The 18,026-nt window shown below is 58.4% G+C and carries 15 protein-coding genes; 9 read left to right on the top strand and 6 right to left on the bottom strand.

Going from position 1 to position 18,026, the window contains the following annotated elements; all coding sequences use genetic code 11:
* The first annotated feature begins 78 nt into the window (after positions 1–78).
* The 7 genes from ACI1P1_RS17695 (at position 79) to ACI1P1_RS17665 (ending at position 10,201) form a co-directional block, all read left to right on the top strand.
* A complete protein-coding gene (locus ACI1P1_RS17695) occupies positions 79–1,077 on the top strand; it encodes a substrate-binding domain-containing protein (RefSeq protein ID WP_416217758.1) in 999 nt (332 codons plus the stop codon).
* The gene (locus ACI1P1_RS17690) at positions 1,074–2,549 is read left to right on the top strand and encodes a sensor histidine kinase (RefSeq protein WP_416217757.1); all 1,476 of its coding nucleotides are present in this window, start codon (positions 1,074–1,076) and stop codon (positions 2,547–2,549) included. Before ACI1P1_RS17695 ends, ACI1P1_RS17690 begins: the two co-directional genes overlap by 4 nt.
* Positions 2,524–3,876: a response regulator transcription factor gene (locus ACI1P1_RS17685; RefSeq protein WP_416217756.1), complete on the top strand. Its 1,353-nt coding sequence runs from the start codon at positions 2,524–2,526 to the stop codon at positions 3,874–3,876. The genes ACI1P1_RS17690 and ACI1P1_RS17685 overlap by 26 nt, the downstream gene beginning before the upstream one ends.
* A 188-nt stretch (positions 3,877–4,064) precedes the next feature.
* Positions 4,065–5,513, top strand: a complete 1,449-nt coding sequence (locus tag ACI1P1_RS17680) for a sugar porter family MFS transporter (protein WP_416217755.1) — start codon at positions 4,065–4,067, stop codon at positions 5,511–5,513.
* 282 nt (positions 5,514–5,795) lie between these two features.
* A complete protein-coding gene (locus ACI1P1_RS17675; RefSeq protein WP_416217754.1) occupies positions 5,796–6,311 on the top strand; it encodes an SRPBCC domain-containing protein in 516 nt (171 codons plus the stop codon).
* 151 nt (positions 6,312–6,462) lie between these two features.
* Positions 6,463–8,565: a carbohydrate-binding domain-containing protein gene (locus tag ACI1P1_RS17670; protein ID WP_416217753.1), complete on the top strand. Its 2,103-nt coding sequence runs from the start codon at positions 6,463–6,465 to the stop codon at positions 8,563–8,565.
* 394 nt (positions 8,566–8,959) lie between these two features.
* On the top strand, positions 8,960–10,201 hold the full coding sequence (locus ACI1P1_RS17665) for an MFS transporter (protein ID WP_416217752.1): 1,242 nt from the start codon (positions 8,960–8,962) through the stop codon (positions 10,199–10,201).
* Positions 10,202–10,266: 65 nt separating this feature from the next.
* Here the strand turns inward: ACI1P1_RS17665 and ACI1P1_RS17660 are convergent, their stop codons facing one another.
* Both ACI1P1_RS17660 and ACI1P1_RS17655 read right to left on the bottom strand, forming a co-directional pair.
* Positions 10,267–11,502 (bottom strand): GIY-YIG nuclease family protein, encoded by a 1,236-nt coding sequence (locus ACI1P1_RS17660; RefSeq protein WP_416217751.1) that lies wholly within the window; start codon positions 11,500–11,502, stop codon positions 10,267–10,269.
* 94 nt (positions 11,503–11,596) lie between these two features.
* Positions 11,597–12,835: an NAD(P)/FAD-dependent oxidoreductase gene (locus ACI1P1_RS17655; RefSeq protein ID WP_416217750.1), complete on the bottom strand. Its 1,239-nt coding sequence runs from the start codon at positions 12,833–12,835 to the stop codon at positions 11,597–11,599.
* Positions 12,836–13,652: 817 nt separating this feature from the next.
* Between ACI1P1_RS17655 and ACI1P1_RS17650 the strand changes: the two genes are divergently transcribed.
* Positions 13,653–13,835: a response regulator gene (locus tag ACI1P1_RS17650; RefSeq protein WP_416217749.1), complete on the top strand. Its 183-nt coding sequence runs from the start codon at positions 13,653–13,655 to the stop codon at positions 13,833–13,835.
* A 4-nt stretch (positions 13,836–13,839) separates the two neighbouring features.
* Here the strand turns inward: ACI1P1_RS17650 and nudC are convergent, their stop codons facing one another.
* The gene (gene nudC, locus ACI1P1_RS17645) at positions 13,840–14,685 is read right to left on the bottom strand and encodes an NAD(+) diphosphatase (RefSeq protein ID WP_416217748.1); all 846 of its coding nucleotides are present in this window, start codon (positions 14,683–14,685) and stop codon (positions 13,840–13,842) included.
* Between the two features lie 124 nt (positions 14,686–14,809).
* Between nudC and rlmN the strand changes: the two genes are divergently transcribed.
* On the top strand, positions 14,810–15,868 hold the full coding sequence (gene rlmN / locus ACI1P1_RS17640) for a dual-specificity RNA methyltransferase RlmN (protein ID WP_416217747.1): 1,059 nt from the start codon (positions 14,810–14,812) through the stop codon (positions 15,866–15,868).
* An 83-nt stretch (positions 15,869–15,951) separates the two neighbouring features.
* On the opposite strand, the gene ACI1P1_RS17635 is transcribed toward rlmN, so the two are convergent.
* The 3 genes from ACI1P1_RS17635 to ACI1P1_RS17625 form a co-directional block, all read right to left on the bottom strand.
* Positions 15,952–16,356 carry a DUF2752 domain-containing protein gene (locus ACI1P1_RS17635; protein WP_416217746.1) on the bottom strand — a complete coding sequence of 135 codons (405 nt, stop codon included), beginning with the start codon at positions 16,354–16,356 and terminating at the stop codon, positions 15,952–15,954.
* Entirely contained in the window at positions 16,331–16,675 is a 345-nt protein-coding gene (locus ACI1P1_RS17630) for a DUF4234 domain-containing protein (RefSeq protein ID WP_416217745.1), read from the bottom strand. The genes ACI1P1_RS17635 and ACI1P1_RS17630 overlap by 26 nt, the downstream gene beginning before the upstream one ends.
* A gap of 105 nt (positions 16,676–16,780) precedes the next feature.
* Entirely contained in the window at positions 16,781–17,863 is a 1,083-nt protein-coding gene (locus tag ACI1P1_RS17625; protein WP_416217744.1) for a DUF3048 domain-containing protein, read from the bottom strand.
* Between the last annotated feature and the right edge of the window lie 163 nt (positions 17,864–18,026).

The following is an 18,026-nucleotide window of genomic DNA, read 5'->3' as shown; positions in this document are numbered from 1 at the left end:
GTCCATCCGAAGTGCGTTTACCGGACACCCCTCTATGGTATAGTAAGCAATAACCAAATTGAAGCGGAGGTGGGGGCCATGTACGGGCGGAAATGGGGCATCGGCGTGCTGGTGCTGTTTATTTGCTTTGCGCTGGCGCTGGGTCTCTTCTTCCGGTCCACCGCCCGGATCCGGGATATGGTGGAGCCGCTGGCTCCGCATGGCGGTGAAGCCCCCCGCAAGCGTATTGTGCTGGTGTCCCAGGAGCTGGACAACCCGTATTGGCGGGCGGTAGAGGAGGGGGCGCGGGCCGCCGGGGAGGAATACGGCATGGATATCGAATATACCGGCCCTTACCGGATCAATCCGGAGGAGCAGCTCCGTCTTCTGGATCAGGCTATCGCTTCCAGAGCGGACGGCATTCTGATTCAAGGGACGGGGGACCCCGGAAGCCGCGCTTTGGTTTCCAAGGCGGCGGAGAAGGGCATTCCGGTGGTGGCGGTGGATGCGGATGAGCCGGACAGCGGGCGGGTTGCTTACACCGGAACGGACAATGAAGCGGCGGGAGCGGCCATGGCGGAGCTGGTCGCGGAGGCCTCCGGGGGAGCGGGCCGTGTAGGCATCCTGGCGGGTACCCTCCGCGCCGACAGCCAGCGTCTGCGGGTGGAGGGTTTCCGTCGGGCCTTGGCCCGTTATCCGGAGCTGACCGTAGCCGGAGTCCGGACGACGGACATTTCCCGGCTCCAGGCTGCCAATGAGGCGGAGGTTTTCCTGTCCATGGAGCCGCCAGTCCGCTTTATCGTGAGCTTCAGCTCTCTGGACGGTCTGGGCGCCCTGGATGCTGCAGAGCGGCTGCGGCAGCCATCGGAGCTGCCGGAGATCTTCGCCTTTGATGATCTGCCGGACACGGTGGCAGCCATCAGTCAGGGCCTGATCCGCGCCTCCGTGGTCCAGGAGCCGCGGCAGATGGGACGGGAGGCGGTGGTTTTGCTCCAGGCCAGGCTGAATGGCCAACCGGTGCCGGAGAAACGCTATACGCCGATCCGCATTCTTCAGGAGCCGCCGACTGCTGTGACGAAGGGCGGTGGCCGCTCATGACGGTCCGGCGGCGCCTTCTGGTGCTGGTTCCCCTATTGGTCGCGATGATGAGTGCGGTGCTGTTCCTGGTGTTTCAGAGCGGCCGGCTGGTGCAGGACGGGTACGGACTGATGATGAACCGGCTCCTGCTGTATCAGGAGACGGTGCAGGCGGCAGAGGCCGGCATTACTGCATTGAACGAATATTTAATTCACCCCGCACCCGAAGAAGAAACCCGTGCGGGCATAGCCCTTGCGGAGCTGGAGCGGCTGCGCGACTCCCTGGAGGGCCAGGCGGGCGGGCATGAATACGCCGCCTCCCTGAAGGGCCACGCCGGTATGCTGGCTACCCTGGGCGAGCAGGCCGGCGGAAGCTTGAGGGCTGCACAGTCGGGGCAGGTCTCCGCCGCCTTGGATCGGTACCGGGAGGCGGAAACCACCCTCGGCTATATCCGGGAAGGCGGCCAGCGTTTGGCCGGCCAGGAGCTGGCGGCATACCGTCCCTTGTACGCCGGCATCCAGGCGGAGAATGAGCGGCTGAACCGCCTGGGGATTGCGGTGTTTGCCATCGGCACCCTGCTGAGTGTAGCCATGGCCATTTGGGTGTCCCGGAGTGTGACGGAGCCGGTGAACCAGCTGGTCCGGGCGGCGGAGGCGGTGTCCTCGGGCAATCTGGAGCCGCGGCTTCCAGAAGCCCGTTCCGGCAGCGAGCTGGACACCCTGACCGCCTCCTTCCGTCAGATGCTGGAGGGTCTGCGGGCGTCCATTGCCAAGGACCGGCGGCTCTCCGAGCAGGAGCGGCTGGTGAAGACCTTGGAGCTGCAGGCGCTGCAGAGCCAGATTAATCCCCACTTTTTGTTCAACACCTTAAATTCCCTGTCCAAAATGGCCCTGCTGGAGGGTGCGGATAAAACCAGCGGCTTCACCGTCCAGCTTTCACAGCTTCTGCGCTACAATCTGCGCAGTCTGGATGCGGCCACTACCCTGCGGGAGGAGCTGGCCCATGTCCGCACCTATCTGGGCATTCAAGAGGCCCGCTTCCGGGGCCGGGTGCAGGTGGAATTTCAGGTGGAGGAGGAGGCGCTAAGCACCCCGGTTCCGCCGCTTTTGCTGCAGCCCTTGGTGGAGAATGCTTTTGTCCATGGGGTGGAAAGACTGGAGAGCGGCGGACAGATCAGAATTGTGCTGCGGCGGGACGGCAACGATACCGTCATTGAAATCGCTGATAACGGACAAGGCATGGACACGGAACGGCGGGCGGCGCTGCTGGAGCCGGGAGGCGGACCTGTTGCGTCCGGCAGCGGCTCCACGGGGATGGGAGTCCGCAATGTGTTCCGCCGGCTGGAGCTGGCCTGCGGTCGGGAGGATCTGGTGGAGATCGACAGCGCGCCGGGACAGGGCACACGGATCCGAATGCGGGTGCCTGACCCCGTGGAGAACCTGCGCATCATGGAAGGAGGGGATGCCCATGTACCGTCTTCTCATCGCGGATGACGAGCCTTTGGAGCGGGAAGGACTGGAGTGGATCATCGGGAAATCGATGCCGGGCAGATTCACTGTCACCCATGCGGAGAACGGCCGGGGGGCCATTGAGCTGGCGGCGGAGGAGCGTCCGCATATCATCTTTATGGACGTGAACATGCCGGGAATTCAGGGACTGGAGGCACTTCGGGAAATCCGCTCCTTCCTGCCGGAGGCCAAGCTGGTGATGGTGACCGCCTACGATTATTTTTCCTATGCCAAAGAAGCGTTGTCCCTGGGAGTGAAGGAGTACATCGTCAAACCCGCCTCCCAGGAGGAAATTGTGCTGCTGCTCCAGCGGCTCACGGAGGAGCTGGACCGGGAGAAGCAGAAGCGGGCGGCGGAGCTTTTGCTGCAGGACCGGGTATCCCAGCTCCTGCCCCTGGCTGAGAGCGAGCTGGCCATGTCCTTGATGCTGCGCTCCCGTCCGGAAGGACCGGGCAGCCCGTCGCCGGACTGGCTGGATTTCCCTCTGGACCGGGGGCTGGCCGTGGTGGCCGCTATGCCCGCTGTGCCGGAGGCTGCGGAGCGGCGGCTCTACGACGCCTTCCGGCGGATGGCGGCAGGCTTCGGGCAGGGCATCACCAGCTCCCCGGTGGACCACCATTTGGCCATGTTCCTGCGGATGCCTCCGGAGGGGCAAGAGGCGGACTGGATGATCGGCGTCCGCCGCTTCGGGGAGCAGCTGAGGGAATATGCCCTGACCCGGCTGGAGCTGTCTGTTTCGCTTGGCATCGGTACGCTGCAGGAGGGTGCTGCCGGGTGGCACCGCTCCTACTACGAGGCGGTATTTGCCTCCGGCGCGGCCCAACCGGGAGGGCCGGCGGTTTTCTTCGCCGATCTCAAGTCGGAGGAGCGCCTGCTGTATGAGGAGGAGCCGCAGGGGGAGGCCTCCCGCAGAGAGGACCGCAGCTATGTGCTGGCTGCGATGGCCCGCATCCGCCAGGAGCGGGAGGAGGAGACCGCCACCCTGATGGACAAGGCCAAGGCCTTCATCCGGGCTCATTACACCGAGGAGCTGTCTTTGGAGAAGGCGGCGGATCACGTCCATCTCAACGCGTATTATTTCAGCAAAATCTTCAAGCAGCAGACCGGCGAAACCTTCATCGACTACCTGACCTCCCTGCGGATCGGCAGGGCCAAGGAGCTGATGGCCCAGGGCGGCTACAGCCAGAAGGAAATCTGCTATCTGGCGGGCTACAATGACCCCAATTATTTCAGCCGCGTATTCAAGAAAGTAACCGGCCTTACCCCCACGGAGTACCGGGACAGCCGCAGCGGAGAGGCGGAGGACGGGTAGGAAGGAACGGAATAGAAAGCCGCATCATTTTGCCGCCCGCCTTAAAATAATGCTACTCCTGTGTCTTCGGCGGGCCGCAGCGGCCCGGATCACAAAGAAGTGCTGGGAATCCGCTAAAAACCTGCTGGAGTTGGACCCCTTCCTTACATACAGCCCGCGCTATACTGGAGAGGAAGGAGGAATGACCGATGAATTCCGACACCATTCTTACACAGACACCGGAAAAAGGCAGTCTCCGGTTTGTTATACTCGTATCCTTAGTCGCCGCGTTGGGCGGCTTTCTATTCGGCTTCGACACCTCCGTGATGTCCGGTGCCAACGGCTATCTCCGCCTGCGCTTCGGCTTGGGTGACGCCATGCTGGGCTGGACCGTCTCGTGCATCATCATCGGCTGTATTGCCGGGGCGGCCTTCGCAGGCATGATGGGCAACCGTTACGGACGCAAGCGGGTGCTGATCGTATCCGCCCTGCTCTACATCATCGGCATCGGCGGCTCCGCGCTGGCGGGCGGATTGGTCCCGTTTATCGCCCTGCGTATGCTGGAGGGTGTGGCTATCGGCATCAACTGCTCCCTGTGTCCCATGTACAATGCGGAGATTGCCCCGGCCAAATACCGCGGCAGGCTGGTGGCCATGACCCAAATGGCGACCGTTACCGCTATTCTCAGCGGCATGCTGCTCTCCTATTTCATTGCGGGAGCCGGCAATGAGGCCTGGAACATCACCTCCGGCTGGCGTTTTATGTTCGGAGCCGGTGTGGTGCCGGGCACCTTGTTTCTGATCCTGCTGTTCTTCGTTCCGGAAAGCCCCCGCTGGTTAATCCAAAAGGGCAGAGCGGAGGAGGCCCTGCCCATTCTGCTGCGGATTCACGGGAATACCGCCGCCCGGCAGGAGGTGCTGGACATTAAACGCTCCTTCGCCGAGGAGACCAAGCTTTCCTTCGGGGAAGCGGCCCGCCAGCTGATGAAGGGCAAAACCCGGAAAATCCTGGTTATCGGTACGATTGTGGCCATGACCCAGCAGATCACAGGGATCAACGCGGTGATGTATTATGCGCCGGAGATATTCCGGCAGACCGGCTCGGGCACCAGCGGCTCTCTTTTGCAAACTCTGCTGGTCGGTGTCGTGAATGTGGTGTTCACCGCCCTGTCCTTGTGGCTGGTTGATAAGCTGGGCCGCAAGCTGCTTCTCTTGATCGGCTCGGGGGTGATGACCGTAAGTCTGCTCCTGATCGGAGTGTCCTTTGAGCTGGGGCAAACCGGGGGTGTCGTCATTATAGTATGTATACTCGCCTATGTGGCTGCCTTCGCCGTGTCTCTCGGGGCGGTGGTGTGGGTGCTGCTGGCGGAGATGTTCCCCAACCGTATCCGGGGTGTGGCCACGGCTATTGCCAATATGGCGCTTTGGGCGATGAACTTTGTGGTCTCCCAGTCCTTCCCGTCTCTCCTGTCCTCCATCGGACCGGGCAAAACCTTCTGGATTTATGGAGCGGCTGCGCTGTTCACCTTCCTGTTTACCATGTCCCAGGTTCCCGAAACCAAGGGCAAATCCCTGGAGGAAATCGAAGCCATGTGGGAAAAAAACCACGCCTCCTTAGCGGATGAACGGGGCTTTGCCCCCAGCCTGCAGGAGAATTAATCGGACCCTACCCTGAAATAACATGGTCTGTGCCGCAGGCCGGATATGTTATGGAAGCCTCGAAACCGGCAGAACCGGTTTGAGGGTCTTCTTCGATATTTCATCGAAATACGGTGCGGCGGGAACCGCAGCATGAGTCGCTATACGCTTGTTCACAAATTTGTAATAAATCCATTGCGGAAAGCCTGTCCCTGGGATATAGTAACGTTGAAGACCATTCAGGGCATCTGTCCGTGGAATGCCAGAACACTTCACCGGACAAGTCCACAGGAGGGAATTGCGATGGCTGAGGCAGGCAAAACCGCTGTCCGGATAGAAGGCCGGGAGTTTATTCTGGAGAAAACCTTTGATGCTCCGCGGGAGCTGGTTTTCCAGGCGTTTACGGAAGCCGGACACTTAAAGCATTGGTGGGGGCCTCAGGGCTGGAGTATGCCCCATTGCACCGTCGACCTGCGGCCCGGAGGCGTCTGGCATTATTGTATGAAATGTGAGGATCCCGAGCAGGGGGATTTTTACGGTATGGAATCCTGGGGCAAGGGTGTGTACGGTTCGATTCATGCTCCTGAGGCACTTACCTATACCGACTACTTCTCCGATGCGGAGGGCAATGAGGCGGAGGGGATGCCTGCCACGGAGGTGGAGCTCTCTTTTGCTGCAGACGGGGACAAAACCCGGGTGGTGTGCCGCAGCATCTTCGATACGGAAGAGAGTCTGCGCCAGGTAATGGAGATGGGGATGGAGCAAGGCATCCTGGAAACCTGGAGCCGCTTGGAGGCCTATCTGCCTTCAGTAAAATAAAGAAGCCTTGCAGCAGGCCCGTCCATGATGGAACGGGTCCTTTTCTATTTCAGGCACATTCACAGCCAGCTTTCAGAAAGGGTTCAGGGGGCTTTCAGCTTGGCAGGATACTGTAGAGGTATTCCAAAGACTGAAAGGATGGGTGCAGAACATGCGTAACCCTTTAACCTCCAAATTGCTGTCCTTTGCCCTGTTGTCGACAGCCCTGGCCGCCTGCAGTGCGGCTCCGGACAATGCAGCGACCTCGGCATCCGCCTCTGCAGCTGCGGGCTCCGCTTCTCCGGCAGCCTCCGCCGTCGTGGAAGGCAATGTGACGGCAAGTCCCGTAACCGCCAAAATGGTCACTTACACCTCTGACGATAACTATACCGACTGGACGAAGGAAAAACCCAATACCATCCAGCTAAATGGCAATACCGCCGCCATTACCGGAACCGGCGCAGCCGTGGAGGGCTCCACCGTTATGATCGCGCTCCCTGGTGTGTACGTAATCAGCGGTACGCTGAACGATGGCCAAATTGTCGTAGACAGCCAAGGCTCCGGAACAGTGAAGCTGGTGATGAACGGTGTGGACATTACCAGCAAGTCCAGTGCTGCCATTTATGTGAAAAACGCCGACAAAACGGTGGTTTCCTTACCCGACGGCACCGAGAACGTCCTGACGGATGCGGCGGAGTATGTCTACAGCGATCCCAAGGCTGACGAGCCCAACGCGGCGCTGTTCAGCAAGGACAATCTAACCATCAACGGCACCGGGGCGCTCACCGTGAATGCTAATTTTAACAATGGCATCATGAGCAAGGATGAGCTGAGGATCACTGGCGGCCGCATTACGGTTTATTCCGTGGATGACGGTATTGTGGGCCGGGATATGCTGGCCGTGAAGGATGGCAGCATTGTGGTGGAGGCCCAAGGCGACGCCCTCCGCTCCACCAATGACGAGAAGGCGGACAAGGGATATATCGCTTTGTCCGGCGGGACCTACAAGCTGACCTCCGGCAGGGACGGCATCCAGGCCGCAGGCTCTCTGCTGATCTCTGGCGGGCAATATGCCCTGACCACGGGTGGCGGCAGCGCCAATGCGGCGGCCAAGGCTGAGGACAGCCGGCAGCCTATGGGCGGCGGCTTCGGGGGCGGAGCTCCCGCAGGGAATGGTGCGCCGGCTGGCTCCGGCAACGCGGCTCCGGTGGGCGGCTCCGCTGCCACAACAACCGCCGCAGCCACCTCTGCCGCAGCCGCGCAAACCTCCAGCGCCAAGGCCATCAAGGCAGCGTCCGATCTGGCGATTACCGGAGGTTCCTTCACCATTGACTCCGCTGACGATGCCATTCACAGCAACAATACCCTGACCATCGGCGGTGGCGAGCTGAGCATCACCTCCGGGGACGACGGGCTGCATGCGGATTCCGCGCTGACGGTTTCCAATGGTACGATCTTCATCAAAAAGAGCTATGAAGGTATCGAAAGCAAGCAGATTACTCTGGCCGGGGGCAAAATCGAGGTCACCGCCAGCGACGATGGCATCAACGCAGGCGGCGGCAATGACGGCTCATCCGTAAATGGGCGCCCGGGACAAAACGGCTTCAGCGCCTCAGGCGACACGTGGCTGAATATTACCGGCGGCAGCATCGCCGTAAATGCCGCCGGCGACGGGCTGGATTCCAACGGGCTTATCAAGATGTCGGGCGGAACCGTTACCGTTAACGGCCCGTCGGACAACGGCAACGGGGCGCTGGATTACGACGGCACCTTCACTATGACCGGCGGCTCCCTGGTGGCTGCAGGCAGCTCCGGCATGGCACAGGCTCCTTCGGAGGAATCCTCCGCGTATTCCGTCATGATGAGCTTCTCTTCGGCCCAAAAAGCAGGCACAACGGTAACCCTGACGGATAAAAGCGGCCAGGTGGTGGCGTCCTTCACCCCCGCCAAGCAGTTCCAGACCATTGTGTTCGCTTCCCCTGGTCTCAGTAAGGACGGCACCTATACGGTTTATTCCGGCGGCACCGTATCCGGTCAAACCGAAGCGGGCCTCACCAGCGGCGGAACCCTCTCCGGCGGCACCAAGGTGGTGGAATTTACGCCGTCGGGTCCAGTGACTTACCTGTCGGAGACAGGTGTGACCACGAAGCCTTCCGGCGGCATGGGCGGTGGCCGCATGGACGGCGGCAAGGGCGGCCAAGGCCAGATGAGCGGCCAGCAGAGCCAGCGCGGCCAGCGGCCGAACACGCAGGGCCAAACCGGGGGGCAGCAGTAGGGTCCCGGTGTCCTGCGCCAAAATCGGGAAAACCCCTAACGAATCTGCCCTAACGAATCTGGGCATCGCTATTTGCCTACAAATGAGTGTTTTTAAAATCTAACGAATCCTAGCCACGTTATTTCTCCGGATTGGCGCAGAAATGCTTCCAAACGGCCGAATAACGTGCCACAGATTCGTTAGATTTTTTTCATGCCCATTTGGGCCAAATAGCGTGTTACAGGTTCGTTAGGTCTGTCCTCCATCCCGTTTCCCCTAACCCATCGGCGGGCAGAATCGTTTCAATGATTTTTTCCGGATATTCTCGGGCTTGGGGCGGACATTTATAAGAATCGGTTATGATATAATGGTCCAGAAACGTTCAAATTTGAAGAAACGGAGCGTGCCCTGAAAGATGGACACCAACTGGAAACGAAGAATTACCCTGTTTCTTGCCACTCAGACCATATCCCTGTTCGGTACCGCGCTGGTGCAATACGCCATTACCTGGCATATTACCCTGACCACCCAATCCGGCAGTATGATGACCATCGCCATTGTGTGCGGCTTTTTGCCCACCTTCTTCCTGTCGCCCTTCGCCGGAGTATGGGCCGACCGCTATAACCGCAAGCGGCTGATCATGATTTCCGACAGCGCCATTGCGCTGACGACTCTAATTATGGCCCTGCTGTTTATGGCGGGGCATGAGTCCCTATGGCTGCTCTTCGTGATGTCGGCCATCCGTGCTTTGGGTTCGGCGGTCCAGACGCCTGCCGTCGGGGCGATTCTGCCGCAGCTGGTGCCCGAGGACCAGCTAACCCGTGTGAACGGGATCAACGGGAGTATCCAGGCCTTGATTATGCTGGTGGCCCCAATGGCCAGCGGCGCATTGCTGGGATTGGCCCCCCTGTCCACCATCTTCTTCATCGACGTGGTGACCTGCTTCATTGCGGTGAGCACCCTGTTCCTGTTTCTCCGGGTTAAGGACCACGACCGGATGCAGAAGGCCCAGGAGGGCGGATATTTCGGCGATCTGCGGGAGGGTGTCCGGTTTATTGCCACCCATCCGTACCTCAAGCAGTTCTTTATTTTCAGCGGGTTTTTCTTCGTGCTGGTGGCGCCTGCCGCCTTCCTCACGCCGCTTCAGGTCGCCCGCAGCTTCGGGGACCAGGTATGGCGGCTGGTAGCCATTGAAATTACCTTTTCCGTAGGTATGATGCTGGGCGGTCTGCTTATTGCCTCCTGGGGCGGCTTCCGCAACAAGATCCACTCCATGACGTTGTCCGGTGTGGTGATGGGTGCTTGTACAGTAGCCTTCGGCTTGGTGCCGTTCTTCTGGATATACCTCGGTTTTATGTCCATATTCGGCTTGGCCTTGCCTTTGTTCAATACGCCCTCCACTGTACTGCTTCAAGACCGGGTCGATAAGGATTTCACCGGACGGGTATTCGGGGTGTTCGGGATGATCAGCAGCTCCATGATGCCCATGGGGATGCTGGTATTTGGCCCGATGGCAGATAAGGTGGCTATTGAATGGATTATGCTGGCGACCGGCGCCCTGCTGATGCTTTTATCCCTCTTGCTGTTGAAGAATAAAGCTTTGTTAAAGGCTGGGTCGCCACTGGAGCCCGCTGCGGCGGAAACGGGAGCAACCTAGGGCAACTCCCTCTCGGAGCAAAAAAACGTCCTGCATTCTCCCCAGGGGAGGTTGTACAGGACGTTTTAATTTTGGCCGGGTCCGTAATCGTACCCGCGCTCCGGATCAAACTCATGCTCGGCCATTTCCGCCACCACCTCTGCGTCACCACCGGCTGCCGCTTCCCCGTCACCGGCCGCCGCCTCCAAAACCGCCAGTCTTGACTGGTCCTCCAGCAGCTGTGCGGCCTCTTCCTCCAGCAGGGAGGGTGGGGCGTTATCGCCCAACCATGCTTGATCCAATTGACGGCTGCAGGCAGCGTTACTTTGCAGATAGCTGTAGATGATTTGCGCCTCATCCACGTCAAACCGGGTAATGGGGCCTTGTGTATCCGCCCCGGCAGAAACATAGGCGGACCGGACCCGTGCAGCGATTTCCCGGGCAAGAGCAGGCGTTGTCTGTTCGTCGGCGGCAAGAGACAGCCGGTGATTCAGGAGCAGGCGGTTGCCTTTGATCAGGAACAGCTTGGCCCATCCACCGTCCATCTCCTCCAGCACTACTGAGATATGCCCCGTTTCCGCAAAGCTGATCATCTTCTCCTTTTGCAATAGATACGCGACTGCCCGGCCTTCATCCCTGTATCTGGCGGCGGCCTCAAAATCAAAACGTTCGGCGGCCTCCACCATCCGTTTTTCCATCAATTCGGGAATGTCGGTGCTCTGCCCCTCCAGGAACAGGATGATCCGGTCCACAATCGCCTCATAGGCCTCCGCTGCTTTGCCTCCGGCACACATGCCGATGCACCGTCCCAGCGCATGGTTCAAGCAGGGGCCGCTGCGGCCGGAAGGGTTGCTGCAGGCAATCCGCAGACCTTCCTTGATGCCCTCTAACGCGCGTTCCACCGTGCCGCGGCTGCTGTAGGGGCCGAACCGTCGGAGGCCAACCTTATCCTCCGGACTGTAGCTGACGGAGAAGTAGCGCAGGCCGTTTTCCCTGGCCCGGTGGAGGGTGATGTAGGTGTAGGTCTCGGGGTTTTTCATTTTGCGGTTATAGGCGGGGCGCAGCTCCTTAATGAGGCGGCATTCCAACAGAAAAGCCTCAAATTCCGTATCCGCATGCCGAACCTCCAGATCACGGATATGGGAGACCAGCACCCTGGTTTTGGGGCTGTGGCCGCTGTTTTTGACAAAGTAGGACTGAACCCTCTTGCGGAGCTGCTTGGCTTTGCCCACGTAGATGATATTGCCCAGGGAATCCTTCATCAGATAAACACCGGGGGTAAGGGGAAGCGCCTTGACCTTCTCTTTTAATTGCTGCTGCATGCGAGCGCCTGCCCTCCCATCCGGCGGGTTTTTCGCCGTTTTCCTTAATGATAGGACAGACAGGGGGGCAGTGCAACCAGAGGGTCTTGAATTCCTAACGTGACGCGGCTGTATCCGGCGCCGTCCGACCCGGCCGGGCCAGCTTCACTAATTCGGCTTTGGCATCGCTCTTGCCCAGGATCAGGTCACGGATAATCTCGGAACCGAGTGTGCTGTATACCGTGCCGTTCCCGCCATAGCCCAAAAGATAGTACAACCGCTTCCGCTCCGGATGCTGCCCGATAAAGGGCAAATTATCTCTGGATTCTCCGAAGACCGCTGCCCAGGCATATTCGATTTGGATATCCAGCATGGGAAAAAGACTCACCAGCTCCTGCTTCAGCGCCTCTGCCCGGCGGGCAATCAGTTCCTTGTTATGGGGCACCTCCGGCTTATCCTCATCCAATCCTCCCGCCACAATCCTTCCGTCCATGGTGGTACGCAAATAGAAGTACGGGCGTCTGGTTTCCCAAATCAGTACCCTGTCCTTCCACGCGGCTTCCAGATTCTCCAGAGGGCGTGTAGCGACGGCATAGGAGCGGTTAAGATCCACTCCGCTCTCCTCCAGCCCGGGAGGCTGGCTGTAGCCGGTGGTCACGATGACGTTTTCAGCGGTAAAGATGCCTTGGGGGGTGTGGACGCTTATGCCGTCCGGTCTGTCCTCCAGGGATGTGACCTCCGTACCCTCGAAGAAATGAACACCCTTTTGGTCCAAATATGTAAGGATAGCTCTGACGAACCGGAACGGATTCAGCTCCGCGTCCCCGTATGTAAGAAGTGCCGCCGGTTTCCGGAAGGGGTAGCGCCGTGACACCTCATCCGCAGTCAGGTAGTCAACCGGGAAGCCGTTTTCGTGGAGGGCTTGAAATTCCTTTTGCAGCAGCTCCACATCCGGATCGACACTGGCAAAGTACAGACTGGCCCGGCGGATAAAATCTGTCGGCTCATGCAAAGAACGGGCAACCTGCTCCAGCCGGTCGATGGCCTTCACACACATCCGGTAAAACTGCACCGCCTTGGTTTCGCCGATCTGCTGCATAAGCTGGTGAAGCATGATGTCATTGGAGTATTGAATGAGCCCCGTGTTGGCCAGACTGCTGCCGCAGGCCATGGCACCCTTGTCCATCACCGCCACCTTGAGTCCTTCTTCGGCCAGAGTATACGCGGTTAAAGCGCCGGACATGCCTCCACCCACCACAATGGCATCATAGCGGGAAGCGGGCTCCCTTTGAGTCAGGCGGAGCACCGAAGCTCCGGTAGTGTTCCAGTATAATGTGCCATAGTATAAATCCATCCCCATCAGCCTCCTGCTGGTTTTACCAATCCTTACCCTGGAGGAGCGGCGGCAAACCGCTGCTTCCTGCGGGACTGCTTGGTCCGCCGTTGTCTGCTCTGGAGCTGCTTACTTCACCGCTGCCCACCGCTCCTACTGCTGCCACTCCACCACTGCCGTTCCACGGTTGCTGCCCTGCGACTATTTACTCCAACGCTGTTTACTTCACCGCAGTCAGATCTGCCCCAGTCTGTTTCCGCATAGTTGCTCTCTCTATCACAGTCAGCTCCGGCTCGGCCGGACGCCCTGGCGCCTTTGTAGGATGTTCCTCGGGAGGGGAGGTCATACTCTTCAGTGCACGATTGGCCGCCGAAGTCGAAATTGGTGTTTTGGCTAAGATGAAAGTGGATTCGGCGCTGGGATGGAGGCGATCATTGGCCAGAAGGTAGGTGGCGCGCTCTAACGGAACTGGGAAACCCTTAGGGGGCGAAACCGGGTGTTTGACAAAATAACGGAACTATACGCCCCTTAAACGGCCACGGGGCAGGTTTTTCTGCCTCTTTGATGCGCTAAGAGTCTGTTAGTTCCGTTATAATTTGGAACAGCTAATTTTTCACGTTTAAGAGTCGCTCAGTTCCGTAAGCCAACCTCGTATGAGGATAACTAAGCTGCATAAACGGTAAACCAAGCTGCATATACGCTGCCAGGCTATACCCGCTGGATTTCGGTCATTTTCTGCTGCCCTTTCATCTATCTCCTGAGCCAATGGGATAGTGTCCGAAAGGACTCGGCGATACACCTTGTATCCGCCAGCCTGACGCATGATTCCCTCCAGGTTTTGAAGCGGATCCTGAAGTTGGACCCGCATGCCAAGGTGGTGATGTGCTCCGGCAGAGGCACTCCGGAGGTAATACAGGAATGCCTCGGTTACGGAGCGGCAGGATTTGTGGCGAAGCCGTTTCTGCCCCATGTATTAGCGGATGCAGTTGCTGCGGCCCTACATTTACCCGTCTTCGGGTGACGTACTAACCCGCATACTGCTCCACGTACCAGTCCAGCATTTTGCGGGCGATGCTGACGGGTGAAGGAATAACGGGAAGCTTGTCCGAGTCAAACCAGCCGGCTTCCACAATTTCTTCACCGTCCACATGGATCTCGCCGCTTTCGTAGTCTGCGATAAAGCCGATCATCAGGGAATGGGGGAAGGGCCATTGCTGGCTGCCGAAATAGCGGATATTGGTCACGATAATCCCAATCTCCTCTTTTGTTTCCCGGCGGACGCAGTCCTCCAGTGTCTCTCCCGGCTCCACGAAGCCTGCGATGAGACCGTACATATTATTGGTAAAATGCTTGGCCCGGGCGAGGAGCACCTGCCGGTCCTTGAGGATGACAGTAATCACCGCAGGCGCCAACCGGGGAAAGCTCACGCTTCCGCAAGCCGGGCACAGCAGGGCATGCTCCTTGGGCGATGGGACGGTTTCGGTGCCGCAGGTGCCGCAAAAGCGGTGGGTCAGTCCGAAGGCTGCCAACTGCACAGCCCGGCCCGCCAGATGGAACAGACCCTCGTCCATTTTGCCATAGAGGCTGCGTAAGGGGTGGAAGGCCAAACCTTCAACTGACGCGATCTCGGATTCTGCCGACGCGGCGTAACAGGGGGTGCCTTTCCAGGTGCCCACATATTGAGTCCGCCGGATAGCAAGACCCAACTCCCCGGATTCGGCGGCTTCTGGAATCTCTACGCCGTCCGCGGTTTCCCGGATCAGGAGATTTCCCGTCCGTGAGATAAACCAATAGGCAGCAGCGCCCGGCTCGTGGTCGGGAATATAAGCGGGTTGATAGTGGGTGTAGATGCTCTCTCGAGGTGCAAGCATGTGCAGGACCCTTTCTCGTCGAGTCTTCATTGTCAATATTCTAAAGATAGCAGATGTCCATAGGGCTGGCAATTTGTCTTGGAATTTGGGACAATACAGACAGAACGAAAAAAGGAGAGTCCTTATGAACAAGCCTTCGATTTACGGACTGGCCTTTGATGAGCTGGTAGCTTGGCTGGAGAGCCGGGGACACCGGAAGCACCGGGCGCTCCAGGTATGGGATTGGCTGTATAAGAAGCGGACGGCTGAGTTTGCCATAATGTCTGACGTCCATGAATCCTGCCGCGTATTGCTGGAGGAGCATTTTGCCGTCCAGACGCTGGAGGAGCATACCCGGCAGCAGGCAACGGACGGTACAATCAAGTTTTTGTTCCGTCTGGCCGACGGCGATCTGATCGAAACGGTGCTGATGCGCCATAAATATGGATTATCGGTTTGTGTTACCACACAGGTGGGGTGCAATATAGGCTGCAGCTTCTGCGCCAGCGGCACCATGGCCAAGAAGCGGGACCTGATGGCCGGAGAGCTGACCGGCCAGGTGATGATGGTACAGGCATATCTGGACCGGCACGAACCAGGCGCTGCCGTTACCCATCTGGTGGTGATGGGGATCGGGGAGCCTTTGGACAACTGGGATAACCTGATGGCCTTCCTGCGCATTGTAACAGACCAAAAAGGCTTGGTGATCGGGCCCCGCCATATTACCGTCTCCACCAGCGGGCTGGTTCCACGGATCCGGGATTTTGCCGACGCTATGCTGAAGGTGAATTTGGCTATCTCCCTGCACGCTCCCAATGATGAGCTGCGGACCCGGATTATGAAGATCAACCGGGCCTATCCCCTCCGTGAGCTGATGGACGCCATTCATTATTACCAGGATACCACCAGGCGGCGGATTACCCTGGAATACATTATGCTTCAGGGCGTCAATGACCAGCCTGCCCATGCTCTTGAACTGGTCCGTCTGATCGGCGAACGGAAGAATGCCACCGGAGTGAACCTGATTCCCTACAACCCGGTGGATGAGTTCCAGCAGTATAAGCGGAGCAGCAAGGAGGCGGTGGATGCGTTCTACGATGTTCTCAAAAAACACGGCATCAACTCCACCATCCGCCAGGAGCAGGGGGCGGATATCGACGCGGCCTGCGGCCAGCTGCGGTCCAAGCAGCTGCGCGGCGTTTAGACCGGCGCAAGCAAAAAACCTTCGGATCTGCCGGAATGGCAGGCTCGAAGGTTTTAGCATGTCCGGTAAGTAAACTGTCTGTTTTAGGGCGGTGCCAGCCAGTAAAAAACCTCAAAATTTCGAAGCACACCATAAGACAAGGTCAAAGCCAGCATGATTCCCATTACAACACTGCTTGTGCGCTTCATTCCCTTGCGTTTTGTTGTCCAATGAAGCAAGTATAACGGAATCAATACAAAAGGAAGTGCATTGAAGCGCAGGGCTTGTGCAGGCTCAAGCTCCAATAAAGCCAGGAGCATCCGGGTGATTCCGCAGCCGGGGCAATAAAACCCGGTGACCGTGTAAACCGGGCATGGAATCCCAATATGCGTGTAGGGAAGCCATACCTTCAGGTAGAGCAGCCCACCCGCCGCCGCTGCCGTCAGAGGCAGCAGCTTTTTTGGCAATGGGCGGGGAAGACGGTTAATAAGAGGCCATTTTGTTAACATCGGACTGAACCAGTGCCATGACGACAATTCCCAAGCCGAAGAAATTCAGGATCAGATAGATGAGTGCATTATCGGAGGCGTGCCAGCCCCTTTGATGCTGGGCCTGCTCCACATGCCGTCCGACTTGGAATGCCCATACATAGCTCCAAATTCCGCAGGTGATTAACGATAGGAGGAAATGCTTGCCTCCGGTAAAATCACGATCGCCGCTTACCTTCCCAACATCACTCGTCAAAACAATAAACCAATAAATACCATAAATCCCACAGGTAATTAATGTGAGGATCACTGCAGCTGCTACACTGCGCTGTTCTGCCATGGTTCACCGTCCCAATAAAATGTCGTATACTTGTCTACAAAAAACGACAAAGACTAGCTTGAGTATACTGAATTGTATTGGAAGGTTCAAGAAAAAATTCCTCTGTTATTCCATCTGCAATGCCGTTCCTTCGGGAACTACCTGTACCCAAGTGTTGCCCGGCAAAAGGGGAACCTCCTTGCTGTCGGCATACACGCGGAGCATACCGTCCTTTTGCTGCCAGGTAACGTCCAGCGCTTTACCCTCTTGGATCAGCGTGCCCTTGCCGGGACCGGTGACGTCCACGCTGCGGCGCCCTTCCTTGTCCAGCACGGCATGTTTGGCCTCCAGCACCAGCAGATTGCGTGTATGAAGCTGTACCCCGGTTTCCTTATCTGCGTGGGGTTGGCCATCCATACTCCGCAGATAGGCTTCTTTTGAGGTATCATAGTCATAGGACACTACATATCCCCGGATATACGGAATCTGTACATGGGTGGCTGGAGCAGTGGTACCGGCGGAGCCGGAGGCCGCAGGGGAGCTGCTTGGTTTGGCAGCAAACAAAAGGCCCTTTTGCTTCCACTCCTTGCGGAATTTCCGGGCTTCCGCACCTTCGGCAATTTTGGCGGTGGAGGTGTAGAGGTTATGTGGCGCTTTGCGGTCTGAGGCCCGCCAGTAGAAGGCATGGTCCCCGTACACCTGGTCCAGATGGTTCAGCTTATGGCTCTGCAGCAGGTTCATGGCATCCTGGCTCCAGCCTGCATGGACGATCACGGCATCCAGCATTTCACCAAGCTCTACGAAGTAAGGCCTGATGCTGCGCACAGGTCCGATGATCTCGGCAGGCTGGCTTTGGAAGACGCTGACGAACCGGGTGATTTCCCCCTCCGCCAGGATTTCAAAAACGATATCGGCTTGCTGCAGACCGGATTGCGGTCTGGCCTGGGGGGCATTTTCCACCATAACCATATAGGGGCGTGTCAGCATTTCGGTCTGGCTCCCCAGCCCTGTCAGGGGATAACGAAAGGGAGCGGGAGTAGGTGTGGCCGGCAGGGCGGACGCGCTTTGGGAAGCGGCAGCGGATGGAGTAGATGCACCCGGCGGACCCTCGGAGGAAACATCCGGGGAGCAGGCCGTCAGAACGGCGGCGGTGCAAGCTCCCATCAGCAGAAGACGGAAGCGGGACATGTGGCGGGATTTCATAACCATCAGGGACAGCCCTCATTTCTGTTATGGGCGGTCTCGCCCAACGGATTCGTCTACTTTCATTTCGCCGCGGAGCCGTCCGAATCCTGTTGGGTATACTGAAAAATGGAAACGTTTGGTGACATAGAGTGAATACGCCTGACCACAACGCACAACGAGGAGGGCT

The organism is Paenibacillus mesotrionivorans (assembly GCF_046098205.1).
In the GTDB taxonomy this organism is placed as follows: Bacteria; Bacillota; Bacilli; order Paenibacillales; family NBRC-103111; genus Paenibacillus_AR; species Paenibacillus_AR mesotrionivorans.
The sequence above is the reverse complement of the archived record's forward strand: the minus strand, read 5'-3'. Positions and strand labels throughout refer to the sequence as shown.